Origin of the sequence: Streptomyces agglomeratus (assembly GCF_001746415.1) — a bacterium.
Lineage (GTDB): Bacteria > Actinomycetota > Actinomycetes > Streptomycetales > Streptomycetaceae > Streptomyces > Streptomyces agglomeratus.
Map to the genome: position 1 here is coordinate 189,011 of NZ_MEHJ01000001.1, position 20,633 is coordinate 209,643.

Genomic DNA, 20,633 nt, shown 5'->3' on the forward strand with positions numbered 1-20,633 from the left:
ACCCTTACGCGTTATCGTGTAAGAGTTACGCAGAACTAGGATGTACGTCAAGCCGGAGGCCCGAGGAACGGTCCCGGGGCGCAGAGGGAGGCGACGCGGATGGCGGCGGACGAGAACACCGGCTTGCCCGCGAGCCTCGCGACGGCCTGGGGTCTCAGGGCCCGCCCCTCGAAAGGGCCGAAGCCGGGGCTCAGCCTGGACCGCATCGTGGCCGCGGCGGTGGGCGTCGCGGCCGCCGAGGGCATCGGGGCGGTGTCGATGGGGCGCGTCGCCAAGGAGCTCGCCGTCTCGCCGATGTCGCTCTACCGGTACGTCGGCGCAAAGGACGAGCTCTACATCCTGATGCAAGAGGCGGTCACGCCCGCGCCCCCCGAACCGCTGCCCGACGGGGCCGGGTGGCGCGCGGGGCTGACCCGGTGGGCGCGGGCGCAGCGCGCGTTCTTCCACGAGAACCTATGGCTCCTGCGAATCCCTGTCTCCGGGCCGCCCGCAAGCCCGAAGTCGGTGGCGTGGATGGAGTACGGCCTCGAGACCCTCGACGGCACCGGGCTCGACGAGGGCACGAAACTCGGCGTGATCATGCTGGTCAGCGGCTATGTGCGCAACGAGGCGACGCTGATGTCCGACCTGGATGCCGCGTACACGGCGAGCGGCCACTCCCCCGACGAGGTCCTGCGCCGCTACCAGCACACCCTCGCCGCCCTTACCGACCCCGAACGCCACCCGGCCGTCACACGCGTCCTCGAATCCGATGCCCTGGACCAGGCGGACGAGCCGGACGCGGACTTCGAGTTCGGACTCGGGGTCGTGCTCGACGGGGTGGCGGCGCTGATCGCGCGGCGCGGTTAGGGCGTTTCTTCCGGATCACCAATCCGCCCCCTGACCGACGCACCGCACGTCGCCTGAGGTTCCCCCCGAGATGCGGGGGAACCTCACCGCGAGAAACCGCATGTTCCGCCCGGCCGGAGCCATGAGAACGAGCTCCGGCCGGGCGGACAGACCAACGCGAAGACAGCCCAGCAGGGCGTCAGTCAGTGCCCGAGTCACGACCGCCGGAACCCGAGTATCAGCATCAATGTCAGTGCCCCGCGCCACACTGGCCTCCTCGCCGACCAGCAGGGGGCCAGCGTGGCGTTCACGGCCGTACACGCCGAGCGGGGAACCGTCTTCGCGCACCTGCCCGATCTCGGGTGCGGACGCAGCTGGGAAGCGGTGGGGAAGACCCAGCCGTCCGCCCCGCTGACCTGCGACGAGTGCCGACATCCGATGTACGCGAAGACTTCCCGCAGTGACTTACGGTTCTTCGCCCACGCTCCCTGCGCCCCCACCTGCGCGCTCGGCCTGGAGTCCGTCGCCCATCACCTGCTGAAGCTGGAGCTGCCAGATCGCCATCATCGAGGTGGACCGACCCGACCGTCGAGCTCGCCGAGCGGCAGGGAAGTCAGACTCCATCGATGCCTTTGCCGCGGCCACCGCTGTACTCTCCGGCCGCGCCACGGGCATCCCGAAGCACCGCGACGGTGTGGTCGAGGCAATCCGCGGACTGCGCGTGGTACGCGCCAGTGCTGTCAAGGCCCGCACACACAGACCATCAACCAGATCAAATCACTGATCATCACCGCACCCACCGCGGTACGCGAAGCATTGCGCTCGCTGACCACCACCGAGCTGGTTCGGCGGCTGGCCGCCAGCCGTCCGGGCACCGATCTGGCAGAGCCGGCCACAGCCGTCAAAGTCGCCCTTAAGCGTCTGGCCAAGCGCTACCGGCACTTGAGCGAGGAGATAACGGACGCGGACGCCGACCTGCGCGTCCTGATCACTCGCACCGCACCCGGCCTGCTCGCACTTCCGGGTGTCGGGACCGAGACCGCCGGGCAGCTGCTGGTCACCGCCGGCGACAACCCCGACAGGCTCGCCTCGGAGGCATCCTTCGCCCATCTGTGCACAGCCGCACCTGTGTCGGTCTCTTCCGGGCGCACCGACCGCCACCGACTCAACCGTGGCGGTGACCGCCAGGCCAACCGCGCACTGCACACAATCGTGCTGGTCCGCATGCGCCACGACCCGCGCACCCGCGACTACGTCGCACGACGCACCCTCGAAGGACTCAAGACGAAGGACATCTTCAGATGCCTCAAGCGCTTCGTCGCGCGAGAGGTATACCGCCACCTCACCAGCGCATTCAGCGGCGCACCCGGGCCGTCTCTTACAGCTTGACGATCTATAGGAGTCAGCCGTTCACCTGCGGATGACGCCTCGCGGGCGTGAAAATCGGTACGGGGGCTGTCCGCCGACGCCGATCGATGTCTGGGCTGTGAGCCCGCATAGGAGTCTGGTGAGGGAGCCGTCCGAGGGGCCGCACACTGTCGTCTCGAGCACGCCGTTCAGCTTCTCCGTCTCCCCTCAGGCTCCCCGGGCAGCCCCCGCCCGCACCAATGCCCAAGGGGAGGAAGACGATGGAGGAGTCCAAAGACGACCACGACGACGGAAGTGTTGCCCGGGTCGCGGCGATCGACATCGCCAAGGCAACCGGGATGGTGTGCCTGCGCATCCCGCACGACACCATCGAAGGCCGGCGCGTCCAGCAGGTCTGGACGGTCGCGTCCACCACGAACGCGATCCTCGAACTCGGCGACCGGCTGGTCTGCCAGGGGGTCCAGCGGGTGGTGATGGAGGCGACGGGCAGCTACTGGCGGCCCTTCTTCTACCTCCTGGAGGCCCGCGGCCTGGAATGCTGGCTGGTCAACGCACGTGATGTGAAGAACGTCCCCGGCCGGCCGAAGACCGACAAGCTCGACGCGGTCTGGCTGGCCAAGCTCGCCGAACGCGGCATGGTCCGCGCTTCGTTCGTACCGCCCAAGCCAGTCCGGCAGCTACGAGACCTCACCCGCACCCGCACAGTGTTCATCCAGGAACGCACCCGGCACAAGCACCGGGTGGACAAGGCCCTGCAGGACGCGCAGATCAAGCTGTCCGACGTTGTCTCCGACCTCTTCGGTCTGTCCGGCAGGGCCATGCTCGATGCCCTGGCCGCCGGTGAACGCAACCCCCGAGCTTTGGCGGATCTCGCCAGAGGGAGCCTGGTGAAGAAGAAGCCGGCCCTGGCCGAGGCACTCACCGGGCAGTTCGAAGAACATCACGGCCGCCTGCTGGGCGTGCTGCTGGGCACCGTCGACCACCTCACCACGCAGGTCCAGGAACTCGACCGGCTGATCGCCGACCTCATGAAACAGACCACGGCTCCATACGACACCGGCGGGCCGTCGGACGGGGACGACACCGGCGGGCCGTCTGTCCGCGACGGTGTGACCGCGCAGGAACTGGCCGAGCGTCTCGATGCGGTCCCCGGCATCGGTCCCGCCACCGCCCAGATCGTCCTCGCCGAGATCGGCCTGGACATGAGCCGCTTCCCCACCCCCGAACACCTCGTCTCGTGGGCGAAGCTGTGCCCCCGCACGATTCAGTCCGGAGCGAAGAACACCGCCGGCCCGGCGGGCAAGGGCAACCCATGGCTCAAGGGCGCCCTCGGCGAAGCCGCCAACGCCGCTGCCCGCACCGACACCTTCCTCGGCGCTCGCTACCGCAGAATCGTCAAACGCCGCGGCCACGCCAAAGCCCTCGTCGCCGTCGCCCGCTCCATCCTCGTCATCACCTGGCACCTGATCAACGACCCCGACGCCCGATACCAGGAACTCGGCACCGACTGGCACCAGCGCCATCTCAATCCCGCCCGCAAGACCCGCGACCTCGTCCGCCAGCTCCAGGCCCTCGGCCACCACGTCACCCTCGCACCCACTATCGTGGCCTGACCTCAGTCACCCCCACCCACAGAGAAACCGTCCGGCTCCGCCGTACGGCGCTCCCGCCTGCCCGGAGAAACGGGGATTTTCCGTTCAGCTTCAGCGTCATGGACTTGTGGAACCGCCGCCCGATCAGGGTCTTGATCCGGGCCAGCGTCCACCGCAGATCAGGCCACCCGTGAGCGACCGGACCTTTGGCCAACTCCTCCTCGAGCACAGCGAACAGCGCATCGCTGAGCTTCGGCCGGGAAGCCGGACCACGGGAACGAACCCCGTCCGGACCTGCCTCCTGCCAGGCCCGGCGCCACCGCTGAACCGAACGGACGCTGACCCGTAACTCCTTGGCGATCTCCGTGCTGCCCCGCCCATCGGCGAACATCCCGACCGCTGCCATCCGGACCCGCTCACGGAACGCTTGCCTCTCCGCGGTCAGGCCCCCACCCTGCGGAAACCTCATACCTCCGGCATACCGCGACGATCACCGCCCGTCAGCCCCTATGACAAGACGGGCTTCAAGGTCAGTAACCACCGCCGCTGAGGAGTCGGCTGCCAAAGGGACCGAGGACGCACGAGTGGCGTTCTTGAAGCTCCCGCCCGCGCAGCGCGCTGTCTTCGTGCAGCGGATGCGGGTCATCGACGGCAGGCCGTCTATCGACGATCTTGACGCGCAGGTGCGGGTGAAGCTCAGGGCCGCGCTTCCTGACGGGCATGCCGACTCCTTCATGAGGCAGCTGTGGGCGTGGTGGTACGAGCAGACCGTGGAGATGCTGCAGAATCGGCATACCAGCGTCTCAGTGACTCGGCTAATGCAGCGCATCAGCCGCATCCGAGACGACTACACCTCTGACAGACTGCCTACGACGGTGGACCGCGAGGGCGGAAACGTCCCGACAAGGCGACACCGGAATTAACATGACGCTGTGTCACCACGGTTTGTGTACCAGAGCCGTTTACTGGACAGAGCCGCGCCGCGTTTGATGACGCCACCGAGGCCGGGCGGGTGCCGGTTGACGTTGGTGTCGGGTCTGGCGCTGTTCGCTCAGAACAGCGCCAGACCCTCACCGCTGGTGTCGGCGATTACGGGCCGGAATTGGGTGGGGAGGCCGTCGAGGCGGTCGGGGCCGGCCGCGGCGGCCACCGCAGGGGCGGTCTCGGTCAGCCAGGTGCCGAACCGCTCGGCGGCTTCGCGGTAGGGGACTTGTGCCAGGACACGGTGCTCGCCGGAGGGGCAGAAGTCGACGGCGACAGTGAGCAGGCAGGAGGCGGGCGCGTTGTGACTGCCGGTCCAGGACACGCGCAGCGCACCGCAGGGTTTGCGTCCGCGGGAGGAGCGGGGGTCGTGGTGGGTGGGGCGCAGTGGTCGGCAGGCTGTGTGGGCGGTCCAGGCTGCGAGGTGGGGCAGTGGCAGGGTGGTGCGGGTGCGGCAGCCGGGGCAGCGGTGCCAGTGGCGGAGCCAGTCGGTGGTGTGGGTGTCGAAGAGGCGTGTGTAGTGGTTGGCCACGCGGATGTCGTTGCTGTACAGGTGGTCGGGACGCTCTTGCGTGTTGCAGGAGTGGCACACGGGGGCGCGGACGTAGCCGTGTTCGTGGCAGTGGTCGAGTACCGCGGCGGGTGCGGTGCGGCAGATGGCGCAGGTCCACCCGGCCACCTTGCGGGAGGTGCCGGGCTTCCTGCGCAGCGCCGAGTACAGGTGGCCTTGCAGCTCCCCCTTGTACGGGCGGCGCAGGGGGGCGGTTGGGCAGTCGGGGCTCATCGTCTCCCGGCCGCCGGCGGCTCGGGCCTGCCGGTGGTGGGAGGGCGGCTCGCTGACGGCTTCCCTTTGCTGGCGGGTCTGCGCGGCCTGCAGCCACTGCCTTTCGGTGTGCTCGGCGGTGTCCAGCAGTCTGACCACGGCGCGCGGCAGCCACCATGACCGCGCCGCCTGGCCGCGGGTTTCCTCCACGAGTATCCGCCGCCAGTCGATCCCCGCCACATAGTCCGGCAGGCCGCCTTCACCTCGTGCCGCCCGCTCGGGGTCGCCCTGCAGTTCCCGCATGATGCGCCGGCGCCAGTGCAGCGGCGTTTCCTCCATGTGCTCCTGCTTCGGCGCGCTACGGAAGGGACCGATGCGGACCAAATCCTGGCGGTCCATCTCGACCGCGTTCAGTTCCGCTGCCGCTCGGCGCACCTCACTCTCCGGAACACTCCACTGGCCGCCGATTGCCTTCACCGTCGTCACCACACGTCCGCCGAGCAAGACGTACCCCAGCTGGGCACCGGCCGGAGAGCAGGTGAACGCCGCCAAAGCCGTCGGCACAGCACTGCCAGTCGTCAACTCCACCCACAGAGCGTCCGCGGCACCCAGAGTGATCAGACCGCCCCTATGGCCGGGGATGACACGCTCTGACATACCCAACAGGCTAACGGCCGCACCGAGATGCTCATCGTGCAGCCGGAGGCGATCAGACCGGCGGCGGCCTGCCGGCGTTGGCTCGCGACCGTGCAGGCCACATTCCAGCTCGGCCCCAATCTCCGCCAGCGAGACGGCTCTACAATCTCTCCTACAGCATAAAACCTCGAGACCCAGGCCACGTTCACATGCACATCGACCGGGTTGCCGCCCGCCCAGTGGCGGACCACGTCCAGCACCTGATCGCCCAGCGTCCCCACCTGCCGGTGACAGTCATCGCGAGGCGGGCCGGTGTTGCCCCTTCCACCCTCAAAACGATCTTGACCGACGCCCGGCGCCGGCCAGACAGGGCACGCACTGTCGACAGGGCGACAGCGGTCCGCTTGCTGGCCGTCGTGCCGGACGACCTGCCGCACCGTGACCGTGGCTACGGCGGACGCTCCACCGACGCCACAGCCGCCTGCCGTCACGTAAGCGAACTCCTGACCACGCACCCCCACCTGACGCAAGCCGCTCTGGCCCGCGCGGCCGACATATCGCTGACGACACTCGCCGCCGCTCTCCACGATGTGGACGCCGGCCGACCCCGCAGAATCCAGGCAGCGGCCGCCGACCGGCTGCTCGCCCTCGGCAACCGCACTCCTGTGCCCGAACCCACTCCGCGCCGCAGCGACACCGTCGATGCCCACCAAGTCGTCAGCCACATCCGGGCACTGCAGCTGCGCTACGACCGGGCCTCCGTGGCATTCATCGCGCAGACCGCCAAAGTCAATCCCAGCACGCTCACCTCCGCTCTGATCGATCAGCAACGTGACGCACGACGGGGGATCAGCGCTGACATCGCACGACGGGTTCTTGCCGTGCACGAACTGCCCCCGCCCGCCTTCCCACACCGCGCTCATGTCACGGACACCGGGCTCCTGCGACGCCTGCGCGCCATGTGCGCCGCAGGCTGGACACTCCACGCCATAGCCCAAGCCGGCGCCACCACAGCAAAATCCCTTACCGAATTCGCGAAGACGCGCACCAGCACACCCGCTGTCCGAGGGGCCATCCTCACCGCCTGGGCCCAGCTCTCCCACCAACAAGGCCCCTCCCCCCACGCCCAGCGGCGCGCCGCAGCCAAAGCCTGGGACCCTCCCCTCGCCTGGGACGAACACAGCATCGACAACCTCGACACCACTCCCAACGGCACCCGCAGGCCCGGATTTCCACAACGCTGGGACTCTTCCCTTCTGCAGCACGAACTGGCCTTCCTCACCCGCCTGGGCCTCAGCCGCCCCGAATGCTTCCACCGCCTCGGCCTCAGCACCCAACGCGCCCGCCAACTCCTCACCCCACCACCAACCAGCCCCCAAACCCACCACACCACCGCCGCATGACACACCCTTAAAACCAACAGCAGTCCTCAGAGGGCGTTTGAAGTAGGCAGATTGCCCTTGATGCCCTAGTAAGTCCCTCGCCAGGTAGGGGTAGTCTCGTCCGTTATGCGTCTGGCAAGGTTGTCGATCGAGGAGCGATGTGGATCATGGCTTCGGAGCTGGCGGTGAGGGTCTCATAGTCGCGGGCGAGACGGCGGTGCATCATGATCCAACCGATACTCCGCTCGACCACCCAGCGCCTTTTCACGACGTGAAACCCACGGGTATCCGGGGCTCTGTTGACGACTTCGACATCGATTCCCAGGCGGGCGCCGTGCTCGACGACGGCGTTCTTGAAGCCGGTATCGACCCAGCTCTTAGAGATGGTCGGGTACTTCTCCTTCGCCTGGTCTAAAAGGCGTATTCCCAGGGCGTTCTCCGAGAGGCCGGCGGCGGTGACGGTCACGGCGAGGATGAGGCCGATCGTGTCGGTGAGGATGCCGCGCTTCCTCCCGACGATCTTCTTGGCCGCATCCGTTCCCTGGCTGGTCAGGGGCACGTTGCTGGAGGTCTTCACGCTCTGGGTGTCGATCACGGAGGCGGTCGGCTCGGACTTGCGCCCCTCCTTCACCCGGCCCAGTCCCGTCAGGTCGTAATTGAGCTGGGCAAAGATCCCTTCGTCGCGCCACGCGGCGTAGTAGGCATAGACGGTGCCGTGGTTCGGGAAGTCGTGCGGGAGGTATTTCCAGGGGATTCCCGTGCGGTTTACGTAAAGGATCGCGTTGAAGACGTCGCGTAAATCGACCTTGGCCGGCTGCCCCGTTGGCCTGCGGTCGAGCCGGGCCTTTCTCCAGGCCGTCAGCGTCGGCCCGATCAGGGCCCATCGGGCGTCGGACAGGTCGCTGGGGTACGGCTTGCGCTCGCTCACGACGTAGCGTGATCACAGGCGAGCCGGAGGGCTAGGTTCCGCTGTTCATCAGGCGATTCCACGGCATCTTCAAACCAGACGGACTTCCGAGTACAAAAGCGAACGAGACGGATGGCCGAGCCTCGGCTCCGGAGAAAGTCATTCTCCGCCTACAGGACGAAAGTTCTCAAAGCAGGGCAGGGCGTGTGTTTCCCTTGTGGCGTGACGCGTCCGATGATTCTTTCCAGGGGCCTGGGACGTTCCGGGACGCGTACGGACAGGGTCCCTCGCGGTCGGGTCGACTGACGCTGTGGGGATGACGGCGAAGGGGATCACGGCCAAGGGTTACCACTACTACCGGCGCATCATCGCGACCGGTGACGGCGCTCAGGGCAGTGAGCCGACCGTGTCCTCCACCGTGCCGGGGGTGCCGCACGGTATCTGGCACGGACTGGCCGCCCGGGCCCTGGGACTCGAGGGCGTGGTCACAGAACCGCAGATGCGTGCCCTGTCCGGCCTCGGCAAATGCATCCGGACGCGGAGGCGATCCCGGCCCGGGAGCTGGGCGTTGGGCGCCTCGCTCAGGCAGGCTGTGAAAGCGGCCAAGCTCGGGCCGGCCGTGCCCCGGCTGTCCGAACGCTCACCACTGGACCAGAGCATCGAGCAGGTCCTGCAGGAGGCTGCCGAGCAGTTGTGCCGCCCGCTGACGAAGGCGGAGACCGGGCAGTTGCGCCACCGTACTGCCGCGCTTGCCTTCGCGGCCGAGTACCACCGGGCTCCGGCCGACGGTGCCGAGCTCGGCCGCTACCTGACCGCACGTACAGGTCCGCAGCGCCGGGGGCGTACCGGTTACGACCTGACGTTCGCCTCTCAGGAGCTGTCGCTGCTGTTCGCCCTCGGCGACCCTGATACCCGACGCATTGTTCTCGGAGTTTTGGTGCAGGCGCGGTCGGAGACTGTCAGCTGGCTGGACCACCCGGGATTCGTCATACCGGCATAGTCGCCCCTCGCACTCCCGGCCACGCATGACTTGAGGGACATCAGAGGTCCATGGCCAGCCTCCTGGTCAAGCCAGCACTGCGGGCTCCTCCTCCACCGCCGCCAGCGCCTCATCGCGCACCCGGACCCAGCGGCCGAAATCCTCACCCCGCAGCCCGGCCCGCACCGCGTCAAATGAACGTGCGGCCCACTCGACCCCCACCGGCACCTCACCCGGCATCAGCGTCCCTGATCTCCGCCCCGGGACCAGCTCGGCGTACATGAATGACAGGAACCCGTCCGTCTGCGTGTAGTGCACTGGCCGCGTGTACTCCTCGTGAGCCCGCCGCACCGCCCGCACCAGCTCACCCGGCCGGTCTTCCCCGTAAAACCGGCACGCCGCCTCGAACAGACTCCACGCGCCGGCCCAGCACCCTTCAAGGCGTGGCCGTCGCCCGTCTCCTGGCACAGTCCCCAACCGCCGCACGACCTCGCTCTGAAGAAAGCACCGGTCGTGTGTACCGGAAGGACGGTGGACGCCACAACCGGATTTGAGCCGGGCACACTGACAGCGCCATGATGGAGCCGTTAGGGTGGCCCCGGTGCGGTGGGAGCAGCAGATGCGGCGAGACGGGAAGTCGGCCCCGTCCGATCTCCAGCTGAAGATCGTGCTGCACGGCACGAGACCGCCCCTGTGGCGGCGCGTCGTGCTGCCGTCCGACACCTCCCTCGGGACGCTGCACGACGCCATCCAGATCGCCTTCGGATGGCACGGCGGCCATCTGCACCTCTTCACCGACGAGTTCGGCCGGGGGTACGGCGATTCGGCCCGACTCACCGACATCGGTCTCGGCTTCCGCCGCGGGGTCGGCGACGAGGACGCCACCGCGCTCGGCGACGTACTGGCCGAGGAGGGAGCACGGCTGCGCTACGTCTACGACTTCGGCGACGACTGGGAGCACGGAATCACGCTGGAGAAGACACTGCCGCGCCCGGTCGGCGCGGAGCGGACGGTGCGCTGCGTCGGCGGGCGTCGCGCCGACGCACCGGCCGAGGACATCGGCGGCGTGTGGGGGCTGGCCAAGGTGCTGGAGTTCCTCGACACCCCGGACGGGGCCGGGGATGGCCCGTACGGTGAGCTTGTCGCCGAGCTGCGGGCGGCCGGTTACGATCCGGCGGCCTTCGACCGGGACGGGATCACGGCGCGGCTGGCCCAATTGACGCCGGAAGCGGTGTCCGGAAAGGCGAAGCCGCCGGCCGGTGACCGGGCCGGGCGCGGCGATGTCCGTCGGCTGACCACCGCGGACTCGGCGTTGTGTAACTGCGGGCAGTGCCGGGTGGGCGATCCGGTCACTGCCGGAGTCGACGGACCGGCCGAGGATGTGCCTGTGCTGCGCCCGGTGACCCTGGCGCCGCAGGAGGACCTTGTCGCTGCCGTGCGGGGTGTTCCGCTCTTCGACGCGGCGCTCCGGCTCGCCGCCTGGTGCCGCGAGGGACGGCAGGTCACCGCCAGCCGGGTGCTGCGGCCCGCGCTCGCCCGTGAGGCCGTCGAGGAACTCCGGCTGTGGAAGCTGGCTGGCGATGGCTCGCCGTACGCCGATGCCGTCGCGCGGGCTCGTGCGTTGGAATCGCTGCGCAGCGCCAAGGACGTGGCCGTACTCGACGATCCGTGGTGGCTCGCCGTGGACGGCGGAATGATCACGATCAACAGGGGCCGCGCGTGGGGCGGCGCGGCGACCGACTTCGCCGGCGGGGACCTTATGGCGTTCTGGACCGCCACGCTGGGCGATCTGCTGGAGGAGATCGGTGAGTCGGGGGTGCTGGACGGGCTACACGGTGAGCTGGGCGAGCTGACGGCCGAGATCGCCGACGGACTGGTCGGCCTGCTGTACGACGCCCCGGACGACGCCTGGGTGGACGTCGACGACCTGCGCGCGAAGGCCCGTGAGGCGGGCGAGAACGGGCCGGAGTTCGATCTCTTCCAGGCGCTGTTCGAGGCGTCCTTCCGGGAACTGGGGGAAGGGCTCGCCCTGCTGGGCGCGGTGAAGTACGAGCCCGGTGACGGCGACGATTCGGCCGAGGAGCCTCTGCGCACACTTCTGAACACCGTGGGCGGACAGAAGCCGGGCGGTTCGGGAACCTCGCCGTCGGCGTCGAACCGGTCGCGGGACGGCAGGCGCGGGGACCGCATGCGACTCACGCCGCTCGGTCGCTACGGGCTCCGCGCCTACCTGATGGAGTGTGGTGTGCCCGCGCCCCTGCTCGGTGAGTACGCCGAAGCGGACGCCGGCGCTCTGCTCCAGGGTCTCCTGGGCTACTCCCCCGAGGAGATGCGCCGGGAGGTCGAAGGGTGGCTGGGACACCGCTCCGCGGCGGATGCCGCGGTAGGGCTGCTCGACGCGTGCGTGGGAGCCGGCCCCGAAGCAGCGGCGAAGCGCGCCGTGGCCCAACTGGTGCTGGCCGACCTCGACGACCCCCGGGCACTGCGCGTGCTGCGCAAGGCAGCGGACTCCGACGTCGATGGGTGCCGACAGGTGGCCACCGCGACCCTGGGCGCGGACCTTGAGGCAGAAGCACCCGTGGACCCGGCGCGGGCGGAGGAGGCCGGATTGTGGCTGCTCATCGACGGGCTGTCGATCCTCGCTGGTGCCGGGGAGAGCGAGGACCTGACCCGGGGCTTCCTGGAGAACTGGAACACGGCGCCGGAGGCGCTCGAACAGTGGGTGGACGACCTGTGGCGAGTGAAGCACCCAGCCACCGCCCAAGTGCTCGCCGAAGTGGGTGAGGGCCTGCGCGGCGTCGACAAGCGGCTGGCCAAACGCATGCGTACCGCGGCGAACAAGGCCCACTCCCGCCGGTGACAGCAGGGTCGGAACCTGCTGGTGGACGAAGACGCGGTGAAGACCGCCTGGACGACGGTGAGGCGAAAGAAAGAGTGGCACGAGTCCTCGTACGGGAGCAGGGCACGGGCACGGGGAGCGTGCCGCCATTGGCCACACCGGAATCGGCCGCCTGGGCGCGGAGTCTGCTCAACGACGGCTGGGCGGCGGTGTTCCTGCCCGGCGAGCCTGCCCGCCTCGGCCGGTTGCTGCTGTGGCGGCCCGCCGGGGCAGCCGCCGCTGAGAGCATGGCACCCGCGGGCGTCGAGACGGAGGCGGTGGAGCTGGTGCTGCCGCACGGCCGCTCGGTCAGACGGCGCACGGCGGAGGGTTACGCGCTGCCCGTCGCCCTCGCTGTTGCCGCGCTGTCCGGGACACAGCCGCCTCACCCGTCCGCCGTCGCCTGGCAGGCCGCCGCCCGCTTCGCGCTCCGGCTGCTCGCCGACGGCCGTCTCCACCCGGCCCTCACCTCCGCCGGCTACGACACCTGGCAGGCGGGCCCCTTCACCGCCGCACAGCGGCAGACGCTGGACGCCTTCGCCGCCGCGTTCCCGCCGCACGCCCACTGCCTGCCGGAGCCGGGTCCGGCCCCGCTGCGGATCGCCGAACCGAGCGCGCTGGTACGTCAGTTCTGCGACGCGGTCGCCGACGAAATGGTCCGCACTCCTGCCGCACCACTCGCGATGGGAGCGCTGCCGTACGCCTGGCGTGAGACGCGTGCCGTGCCCGCCCTGCGCGAGTGGGCCGAGGAGACCGCCGCCGCGTTCACCGCCGGCATCAGGGTCTCGCTACGCGTCGACGTACCCGAAGGACGGCGCCGGCAGTTCCGGGCCGTCCTGCAGCTGCACACCGTGGCGGATCCGGCCCTCGTCGTGGAAGCCGCACGGCTGTGGAACGAGCCGGCCGAGACCGAGCGCCTGCTCGGCCCGCGCGCCGAATCCGAGACCCTGCTGGCGCTGCGCCGCGGCGCCCCCCTCTGGCCACCGCTCGACCGGCTGCTGAAGGACGCCGCTCCGGACCAGCTGCGGCTGACCGACGACGAGGCGTTCGACCTTCTGGGCGACGCCACCGACACGCTGCGCGCCGCCGGTATCGACGTGCACTGGCCGCGCGAACTGGTCAAGGCACTCACCGCCACCGCGGAGATCGGGCAACGCACCGCGCCCGGCTCCAGCGCAGGCGGCCTCCTCGACGCCGACGCCCTCCTCGACTTCCGCTGGCAGCTCTCGCTCGGCGGCGAACCGCTCACCGAGGCCGAGATGGACGCCCTCGCCGAGGCACGCCGCCCCCTGATCCGGCTGCGCGATCAGTGGGTGGTCGCCGACCCGAAGCTGGTGGCCCGCGCCAGGCGCCGCCGGATGGAACCGCTCACCCCCATGGAGGCACTCAGCGCCGCGCTGACCGGCGAGGTGGAGCGGGACGGGGAGACTCTTCGCTGCGCTGCGGTCGGAGAGCTCGGTGATCTCGTCGCCGGTATCCGCGACCCCGGATCCCGAACCCCCGCCGCCCAGCCCGCCGCTCTGAAGGCCACGCTGCGCGACTACCAGAAGCGGGGTCTTGCCTGGCTGGCCGAGATGTGCGAGCTCGGTCTCGGCGGCTGCCTCGCCGACGACATGGGCCTGGGCAAGACCATCACCTTGCTCGCCCTGCACCTGCACCGCCAGACCGATCCCACCACCGCGGGCCCCACGCTCGTCGTCTGCCCCGCCTCGCTGCTCGGCAACTGGCAGCGCGAGGCGGCCCGGTTCGCGCCGGCCACGCCGGTGCGCCGCTACCACGGCGGCGACCGCCACCTGAAGGACCTGGCCGGGGACGAGATCGTCCTGGTCACCTACGGTGTCCTGCGCCGCGACCGGGAGGCCCTCGCAGAGAACGCCTGGTCGCTGATCGCCGCCGACGAGGCCCAGCACGTCAAGAACCCCTACGCCGTCACCGCCCGTGAGCTGCGTGCCCTGCCCACCCGCGCCCGCGTCGCCCTCACCGGCACCCCCGTGGAGAACAACCTCTCCGAACTGTGGGCACTCCTCGACTGGACCACCCCCGGGCTCCTCGGCCCGCTCCCCGCCTTCCGTGACCGGCACGCCCGCGCGATCGAGTCGGGCGAAGACCCCGAGGCCGCCGAACGGCTGTCCCGCCTGGTCCGCCCGTTCCTGCTGCGCCGCAGGAAGTCCGACCCGGGCATCGCACCCGAACTGCCCGCCAAGACCGAGACCGACCGTGTCGTCCCGCTAACGGCCGAACAGGCCAGCCTGTACGAGGCGGTGGTCCGCGAGACCATGGCGAAGATCTCGGAATCCGAGGGCATCGCCCGCCGCGGCCTGGTACTGAAACTGCTCACCACCCTGAAGCAGATCTGCAATCACCCGGCTCAGTACCTGCGACAGCCCAATGCGCAGCGCGGCCGGTCCGGCAAGCTCGACCTGCTCGACGAACTGGTTGACACCATCACCGCCGAAGGCGAGTCGGTGCTGGTCTTCACCCAGTACAAGCAGATGGCGACCCTGCTGGAGAAGCACCTCGCGGAACGAGGCGTCCCCACTCTCTTCCTGCACGGCGGCACCCCCGTCACCGCGCGCGAGGAGATGGTGGATCGCTTCCAGCGCGGCGAGGTGCCGGTGTTCCTGCTCTCTCTGAAGGCCGCGGGCACCGGCCTCAACCTCACCCGAGCCACCCACATCGTGCACTATGACCGCTGGTGGAACCCGGCGGTCGAGGATCAGGCCACCGACCGTGCCTACCGCATCGGCCAGGACAAGCCCGTACAGGTCCACAAACTTCTCGCGGAGGGCACCGTGGAGGACAAGGTTGCGAAGCTTCTCGAATCCAAGCGCGCGCTCGCCGACGCCGTGGTCGGATCCGGTGAGGCCGCTCTGACCGAACTGTCCGACGACGATCTCGCCGAACTCGTCGCCCTGGGGAGGCGGTCATGAGCCCCTCGCTCCCCGGCCCGCGCCGCGCGCCCGCCCGCGGCAGGCGTGCCTTCGCCGCGACCTGGTGGGGCCAGGCGTGGGTGACGGCCCTGGAGGACTCCACCCTGGACTCGGGGCGCCTGTCCCGCGGACGCACCTACGCCCGCCAGGGCAGGGTCGGCCCTGTCACCATCGCCCCAGGCCAGGTCAGAGCCGCCGTCCAGGGCAGCAGGCCCCGCCCCTACCGCTCCGCCGTCCACCTGCCCGTCCTCACCGACACCCAGTGGGCCACCCTCCTCGACACCATCGCGGCCCGAGCCGGGCATCTGGCCGCCCTCCTCGACGGCGAGATGCCCGCCGAACTCGTGGACGATGCCCGACACGCCGATGTCCCCCTGCTCCCGCGGCCCACCGAACTCGACCCCGAATGCTCCTGCCCCGACTGGGGCTACCCGTGCAAACACGCCGCCGCGCTCTGCTACGCCATCGCCTCCACCATCGACGCCGACCCCTTCGTAGTGTTCGCCCTGCGCGGCCGCGGACGGGAGGAGGTCCTCGCCCAACTGCGCACACGCCGCACGGCCGCCCAGGTGACCTCCACCCCATCGGCCCCAGCCGGCCTCCCGGCCGCCGGCGCCTACGCAGCCTGGGCCGCCCCGGCCGAACACACTCCGCCCCTTCCCGAACTCCCCGGGCCGGCCCCCCACACCGCCGCACTGCCCGCCGCCCCGCCCCTCGGCACTGGTCTGTCGGCCACAGACCTCGAACGCCTCATGGCGGACACCGCCGCACGCGCCGCACGGCTGCTCACGGGCGACACCACCAGCCTGCACCTGTCCCAGCATGAGGACGCGGCACGGATCGCCGCCGGCAACTGCGGCCCCGAGTGGTTCCACCACCTCATCCAGAACACGGGTGCCAGACCAACGGCGTTCGCCCGCCTCACCCGCGCCTGGCGGTATGGCGGCCCAGCCGGCATCACCGTCGCCGAACAGCCCCACGCCCCCGACCCGACGGCGATGGCAGCCGCCCGCACCGCCCTGACCGAGGCCCTCACCGAAATGACCACCACCCCGATCGCCCTCAGGGCCTGGCGCAACCGCCTCACCCTCACCGACCACCTCATCCAGTTGCGCCTGGGCCCCGACACCCGCTGGTACCCCTACCTCCAGGGTGCCGACGGCGACTGGTGGCCGGCAGCGCCGGCCGACGCCGATCCCGTCACGGCGCTCACCTCCGTCTGGCAGCAGACCGAGAAGTGACAAGTACGACAAACCCGTGAACCGTCTCCTCAGCCCACAAGTTCACGTCTCCCAACTTCCGTCACCCGGTTCCGTTCGCCGAACGCAGGAAACCTTCCTGCGCGCACTGGGCAGCCTGCACCGGTTCGAAGGCCGCTCCTCCGCCCGTACGTGGCTGCTCTCCATCGCCAGGCGCACCGTCGTGGACAGCCTCCGCCATACCGCCGCCCGCCCCAAGGTGTCGGACAGGGACGACTTGCAGGCCGCCGCCGAAGGAACACAGCCCCGTAACCTGCCCGGATTCGAGGGCGGGATAGCGCTCACCGAACTCCTGACGGTGATCCCGGCCGAACGCCGCGAAGCCTTCGCGCTCACCCAGCTCCTGGGACTGCCCTACTCCGAAGCGGCCCTGGCCATCAGCTGTCCCATCGGTACCGTCCGCTCGCGCGTAGCGCGCGCCCGGACCTCATTGATCGAGCTGCTGCGGGAAGCCGAAGCTCCTCCCGGACCCAGTGAACGCGCGCCGCGAGAACCGAACCGTCCAGCGGCCTCGCGAGCAAAGCCCCTCAGCACCGCGGCGGCCTGAGCACACGGGGCGCTGAAGCTGCGCTGAGCTTCAGCGCCCTCGGGCAAGAGGTGGACCGATCGCTGACAGCGGGACGAAGGCGGCGTCCGTTCCGATGCCGCCCCGGGCACCGCGACCCGCGGCGCCTCATGAAGTGGCTGTCGCCGGAGGGTGTTGCCGAGTGACCGGCCGCGGGCCACAGCGTGGAGAAGCCCCCGCCACGCCGACGCCTCCCCCGACCCCCACACCCCGGCCGCGCCATCGAGCGCCCACGCGGCAAACCGCAAACTGGAGGAGCCCCGGACTTCGCAGATCGTGGCCGAGTCTTCATCCACGCTTCGCTCAAGACCCCGAAAGCGCCTGGCGGAACACCTGCGCCGACCGCGGGTTCTGTCCACACTGCCACACGCCGTGCGGGCAGTAGTCGGTGATGGTGTGGTACAGCGGCTTGTGCTCGTCGATCCACTCGAGCATGCGCCGCATGTACTCGGGATTGTCGCCGTGCCGGAACAGTCCCCACTCCGGGTACGAGATCCGCTTGCCGTGCGCCTTCGCGAAATCGATGTGCGCCTGGAGCCCGTACGGCTGGCTGACCTGATCGTCGAAGGTGCGTCCCGGCGCCTGGTCGTAGGAGTCCATCCCGATGATGTCGACCACGTCGTCACCGGGGTAGCACTCCGTCCAGCCGACCGCGTCGACACCCCGGTTCGGCGCGAAGTCGAAGTCGAAGCGCTGGCCATCCACCGAACGCATGGTGGTCACGATCCGCCGCCAGTACACCTTCCAGTTCTCCGGATCGGGCCCGCAGCGGTGGGTGTAGGTGGTGCCGTTCATCTCCCAGCCGAGCACGATCACCGTGTCCGGCACCCCGACCTCGACCAGCCGCTCGGCCAGCCGCCGAAAATGATGGTCGAACTTACCCTGGGCGCCCGACCCGATCAGCTCGGCGACCTCATCATCCGGGACACCGGCCTCGTTACGCTCCTGCATAGGCACGTTCAGCACGAACAACCGGTCGGGCTCGGCCCGGCGCCACCGCGCCCAGCTGCGCAGGAAGTCAGGGGCGCCCTCAATATTCGACCACGCGTCGCCGGGCAAGTAGGTGTGTCCGACCCGCAGTTCGGTGCCACCCAGCCAACGAGAGAGCTCCTCCATCCGCTCCACGCCAGGCGGCCCGTAATGGAGATAGGCCCCCATCGCGACCCCGGTCCCGGAGCCCCTCTCAGACTCGTTCTCCGGCAGCCAGGCGAGGGCCGCCCAGGTGGCGAGCAGGCCCGCTGTGACCATGGCGATGCAGGTGCCGGCCAGCCTGCGACGTCGTAGATTGGCCATGGCGTCTCCCCAACCTCTCGCTCTGAATCGATGAACTTGAAAGGGGACGTTTGATGCGTTCTCCCGAGGGACCGCCTCCGCAGAGTCGCCGACGAGCACCTCCCGTCGCCCTCGACCCTCCACTATGAACCGCCCGCGAAGCCCGATGAACCGGACGCGCGGCAGGCATCACCCCAATGAGCGACCATGCCCTTGCGCCTGGAGTCAGGCCAACACCCCGACGGCCGCGCCCAAGCGGCACTGCCTAGTGCTGGATTCCTCTTTCTCTGGGTATATGTCCTGGTGGCGGGGTGATCCGGTGCTTGAGGCTGATCCTTTGGAGTGGACACCCTGACAATGGATCTTGATGGTCCAGGGAGGGATGTCCAGGTGGGACGCAAGTCTCCGTATCCGGAGGAGTTCAGGAAGGACTCTGTCGCGCTCTACCGCGCCGCAGCTGGGAATCGGACGTACGCCGCCGTGGCCGCGGATCTCGGTATCACCGCGGAGTCGCTGCGGACGTGGGTCCGCAAGGACGAGGCCCAGGCGGTGCCCGAGGGCCGCGCCGGAAGCGTCAGTGCGGCAGAGGAACTGGGCCGGCTGCGGGCTGAGAACGCCAGGCTGCTCAAAGCCGAGCAGGAGTGGCGGCTGGAGCGCGAGATCCTGCGCCGGGCAGCCGCCTATTTCGCTCGGGAGGTGAAGTGAGATCCCGCCGCTGGGGCTTCATCTCCGAAAACCGCGCCGAGTTCGGCGTCAAGCGGATCTGCCGGGTGCTCGGGGCGTCCCGCGCCGGCTACTACCGGCATCTGGCCACCGACCAGGCCCGTGCCGAGCGCCAAGCCGAGGAGAAGCGGACCGTGAGTGAGATCCGCGCCATCCACACCGACGTAGCCGACCGTCACAAACACGACCGCATCCACTTCCAGGAGCCGACATCATGAGCCCCGCCCCGGACGAACGCGACCGCATCCGTGCCGCGATGGAACGCATCCTGGGCGGCACCCCCGAGCACTCCAACGGCGCCCTGACGATCGTTGCTCTTGCGCTCGAAGCCGGTGTCCCGCGCAACGCACTGACCCAGCGGCACACCGACCTGAAGAATTAGTTCTACGACAAGGTCCGCGCCCGGGGTGGCACTCCGGACAGTGAGCGGCGCCTGCGCAAGCAGATCCGCCGCCTCAAGGAACTCCGAGCCGCCGACGCCGAGGAGCTCGCCCAGCTCAAGGCCGACGTCGAGGCACTGGTGGGCGCCCTGCACCAGGCCACGATGGAGAACCTTCACCTGCGCCAGCAACTCGCCGACCGCCATGCTGTGATCCGCGCGCTGCCCACGCAGGCCCCACTCAGCAGGTAGCCGGTCTACCGCCGAGAACGGAGCTGGCGGCAGCCTTCGTCGCGGCCGTGGCCTTGGAGAAGCCGATGGTCTGTTCTCCTCGGAGGTGCCGTGGGCGGGACGGCAGTCACAGCTGCGTGGCATCAGTCAGTATCGAGGCCGTCAATCAGACGGCTGAGGAATCGGGTGAAGGTGGCGTCGGGAGTGAGGGGACGTCCGGGAGCGGAAAGGGCTTCGGCGAGTTCCGGGTGGCAGCCGTCGGCGGCAACAGCGGCGAGGTAGCGGCCCTCGGCTGCGGCCCGGTCTGGTGATCGTGAGACTGCGGCCTGCGCAATCTCATGAGCAACGTGCCCGGCCACGAATGCGGTGATCTGGGCAAAGACCTCTAGCTTCGCCGCACCGTCCAGCCCGGTGGGCCGCAGGACGGCGAGCACGTGTTCCAGGAAGGCCAGCGTGTTGGGGCCCGGAACGTGACGGGTGGACAAGGCGACGGGCAACCAAGGGTGGCGCAGCATGTGGGCGCGCTGCAGTCGGGCCACGGTCTTCAGATCGGCACGCCAGTCGCCGCTGGGTGGGTCCGTGACCGTGAGTTCGCCGCTGACGTGGTCGACCATCAGTTCCAGCAGCGTCTCCTTGTCAGGGGCGTAGCTGTAGAGCGACATGACGCCCGCTCCCACCTCGGCGGCCACCCGCCGCATGGTGACCGCGTCGAGTCCTTCCGCGTCCGCCAGAGTGACGGCCGCCGCGGTGATCGTCTCCCGGCTGAAGGAGGGCCTGCGGCCCCTGCGGGGCTCGGTGGGACGCAGCCAGAGCTGTTCGGGATCGAGGCTCTCGGCACCGGACTTTCCGTCACTGGACACGGCCTCGCACTCCTTCCCCTGGTTGTTGAGGCGACTCTTGCCAAGGTCATCCAAGCATCCGCTATTCTCGTACATCGTACGAGAATAGAGGAGGGGAACG

The 20,633-nt window shown here is 69.4% G+C and carries 13 protein-coding genes and 5 pseudogenes; 11 read left to right on the forward strand and 7 right to left on the reverse strand.

Annotated elements, in window-relative coordinates; genetic code table 11:
* The first annotated feature begins 99 nt into the window (after positions 1 to 99).
* The 3 genes and pseudogenes from AS594_RS00860 to AS594_RS00870 all read left to right on the forward strand — a co-directional run bounded on the left by AS594_RS00860 (position 100) and on the right by AS594_RS00870 (position 3,809).
* A complete protein-coding gene (locus AS594_RS00860) occupies positions 100 to 849 on the forward strand; it encodes a TetR/AcrR family transcriptional regulator (RefSeq protein WP_069925176.1) in 750 nt (249 codons plus the stop codon).
* A gap of 532 nt (positions 850 to 1,381) precedes the next feature.
* Positions 1,382 to 2,217, forward strand: a pseudogene (locus AS594_RS00865) (transposase); the annotation flags it as partial.
* Positions 2,218 to 2,456: 239 nt separating this feature from the next.
* The gene (locus AS594_RS00870) at positions 2,457 to 3,809 is read left to right on the forward strand and encodes an IS110 family RNA-guided transposase (RefSeq protein ID WP_069774610.1); all 1,353 of its coding nucleotides are present in this window, start codon (positions 2,457 to 2,459) and stop codon (positions 3,807 to 3,809) included.
* 91 nt (positions 3,810 to 3,900) lie between these two features.
* On the opposite strand, the pseudogene AS594_RS00875 reads toward AS594_RS00870, so the two are convergent.
* The 3 genes and pseudogenes from AS594_RS00875 to AS594_RS00885 all read right to left on the reverse strand — a co-directional run.
* Positions 3,901 to 4,257, reverse strand: a pseudogene (locus tag AS594_RS00875) (helix-turn-helix domain-containing protein); the annotation flags it as partial.
* A 61-nt stretch (positions 4,258 to 4,318) separates the two neighbouring features.
* Positions 4,319 to 4,510: a hypothetical protein gene (locus AS594_RS44350; RefSeq protein ID WP_167367959.1), complete on the reverse strand. Its 192-nt coding sequence runs from the start codon at positions 4,508 to 4,510 to the stop codon at positions 4,319 to 4,321.
* A gap of 329 nt (positions 4,511 to 4,839) precedes the next feature.
* Entirely contained in the window at positions 4,840 to 6,189 is a 1,350-nt protein-coding gene (locus tag AS594_RS00885; RefSeq protein WP_069925179.1) for an endonuclease domain-containing protein, read from the reverse strand.
* A 383-nt stretch (positions 6,190 to 6,572) separates the two neighbouring features.
* Between AS594_RS00885 and AS594_RS00890 the strand changes: the two genes are divergently transcribed.
* A complete protein-coding gene (locus tag AS594_RS00890; protein WP_141746902.1) occupies positions 6,573 to 7,571 on the forward strand; it encodes a hypothetical protein in 999 nt (332 codons plus the stop codon).
* Positions 7,572 to 7,636: 65 nt separating this feature from the next.
* Here the strand turns inward: AS594_RS00890 and AS594_RS00895 are convergent.
* Positions 7,637 to 8,478 (reverse strand): annotated as a pseudogene (locus tag AS594_RS00895) (IS5 family transposase).
* Between the two features lie 295 nt (positions 8,479 to 8,773).
* Between AS594_RS00895 and AS594_RS00900 the strand changes: the two are divergent.
* The gene (locus tag AS594_RS00900) at positions 8,774 to 9,457 is read left to right on the forward strand and encodes a relaxase domain-containing protein (protein WP_069925181.1); all 684 of its coding nucleotides are present in this window, start codon (positions 8,774 to 8,776) and stop codon (positions 9,455 to 9,457) included.
* 66 nt (positions 9,458 to 9,523) lie between these two features.
* Here AS594_RS00900 and AS594_RS00905 read toward each other — a convergent pair whose 3' ends face one another.
* The gene (locus tag AS594_RS00905) at positions 9,524 to 9,754 is read right to left on the reverse strand and encodes a hypothetical protein (protein ID WP_069925182.1); all 231 of its coding nucleotides are present in this window, start codon (positions 9,752 to 9,754) and stop codon (positions 9,524 to 9,526) included.
* A 274-nt stretch (positions 9,755 to 10,028) separates the two neighbouring features.
* Between AS594_RS00905 and AS594_RS00910 the strand changes: the two genes are divergently transcribed.
* From AS594_RS00910 to AS594_RS00925, 4 genes are all read left to right on the forward strand, one after another.
* Positions 10,029 to 12,296, forward strand: a complete 2,268-nt coding sequence (locus tag AS594_RS00910; RefSeq protein ID WP_069933674.1) for a plasmid pRiA4b ORF-3 family protein — start codon at positions 10,029 to 10,031, stop codon at positions 12,294 to 12,296.
* Positions 12,297 to 12,424: 128 nt separating this feature from the next.
* A complete protein-coding gene (locus tag AS594_RS00915) occupies positions 12,425 to 15,244 on the forward strand; it encodes a DEAD/DEAH box helicase (protein ID WP_420877880.1) in 2,820 nt (939 codons plus the stop codon).
* Complete coding sequence (locus tag AS594_RS00920; RefSeq protein WP_069933673.1) at positions 15,241 to 16,485, forward strand: SWIM zinc finger family protein; 1,245 nt, start codon at positions 15,241 to 15,243, stop codon at positions 16,483 to 16,485. Before AS594_RS00915 ends, AS594_RS00920 begins: the two co-directional genes overlap by 4 nt.
* Positions 16,486 to 16,501: 16 nt before the next feature.
* Positions 16,502 to 17,050 (forward strand): sigma-70 family RNA polymerase sigma factor, encoded by a 549-nt coding sequence (locus tag AS594_RS00925; RefSeq protein ID WP_240508881.1) that lies wholly within the window; start codon positions 16,502 to 16,504, stop codon positions 17,048 to 17,050.
* Positions 17,051 to 17,380: 330 nt separating this feature from the next.
* Here the strand turns inward: AS594_RS00925 and AS594_RS00930 are convergent.
* Positions 17,381 to 18,361 (reverse strand): annotated as a pseudogene (locus AS594_RS00930) (glycoside hydrolase family 26 protein); the annotation flags it as partial.
* A gap of 369 nt (positions 18,362 to 18,730) precedes the next feature.
* On the opposite strand from AS594_RS00930, the pseudogene AS594_RS45780 reads away from it, so the two are divergent.
* Positions 18,731 to 19,260: pseudogene (locus AS594_RS45780) on the forward strand (transposase); the annotation flags it as partial.
* 17 nt (positions 19,261 to 19,277) lie between these two features.
* Complete coding sequence (locus tag AS594_RS45785) at positions 19,278 to 19,445, forward strand: hypothetical protein (protein ID WP_240508882.1); 168 nt, start codon at positions 19,278 to 19,280, stop codon at positions 19,443 to 19,445.
* Between the two features lie 371 nt (positions 19,446 to 19,816).
* Here AS594_RS45785 and AS594_RS00950 read toward each other — a convergent pair whose 3' ends face one another.
* Positions 19,817 to 20,533, reverse strand: a complete 717-nt coding sequence (locus tag AS594_RS00950; RefSeq protein WP_069933670.1) for a TetR/AcrR family transcriptional regulator — start codon at positions 20,531 to 20,533, stop codon at positions 19,817 to 19,819.
* Positions 20,534 to 20,633 lie beyond the last annotated feature (100 nt).

Excerpts from the sequence above, each read along its gene's own strand:
- AS594_RS00860 (WP_069925176.1), top strand. The coding sequence starts at position 100 with ATGGCGGCGGACGAGAACACCGGCTTGCCCGCGAGCCTCGCGACGGCC.
- AS594_RS00870 (WP_069774610.1), top strand. The coding sequence starts at position 2,457 with ATGGAGGAGTCCAAAGACGACCACGACGACGGAAGTGTTGCCCGGGTC.
- AS594_RS44350 (WP_167367959.1), bottom strand. The coding sequence starts at position 4,510 with ATGCCCGTCAGGAAGCGCGGCCCTGAGCTTCACCCGCACCTGCGCGTC.
- AS594_RS00885 (WP_069925179.1), bottom strand. The coding sequence starts at position 6,189 with ATGTCAGAGCGTGTCATCCCCGGCCATAGGGGCGGTCTGATCACTCTG.
- AS594_RS00900 (WP_069925181.1), top strand. The coding sequence starts at position 8,774 with ATGACGGCGAAGGGGATCACGGCCAAGGGTTACCACTACTACCGGCGC.
- AS594_RS00920 (WP_069933673.1), top strand. The coding sequence starts at position 15,241 with ATGAGCCCCTCGCTCCCCGGCCCGCGCCGCGCGCCCGCCCGCGGCAGG.
- AS594_RS45785 (WP_240508882.1), top strand. The coding sequence starts at position 19,278 with ATGAGCCCCGCCCCGGACGAACGCGACCGCATCCGTGCCGCGATGGAA.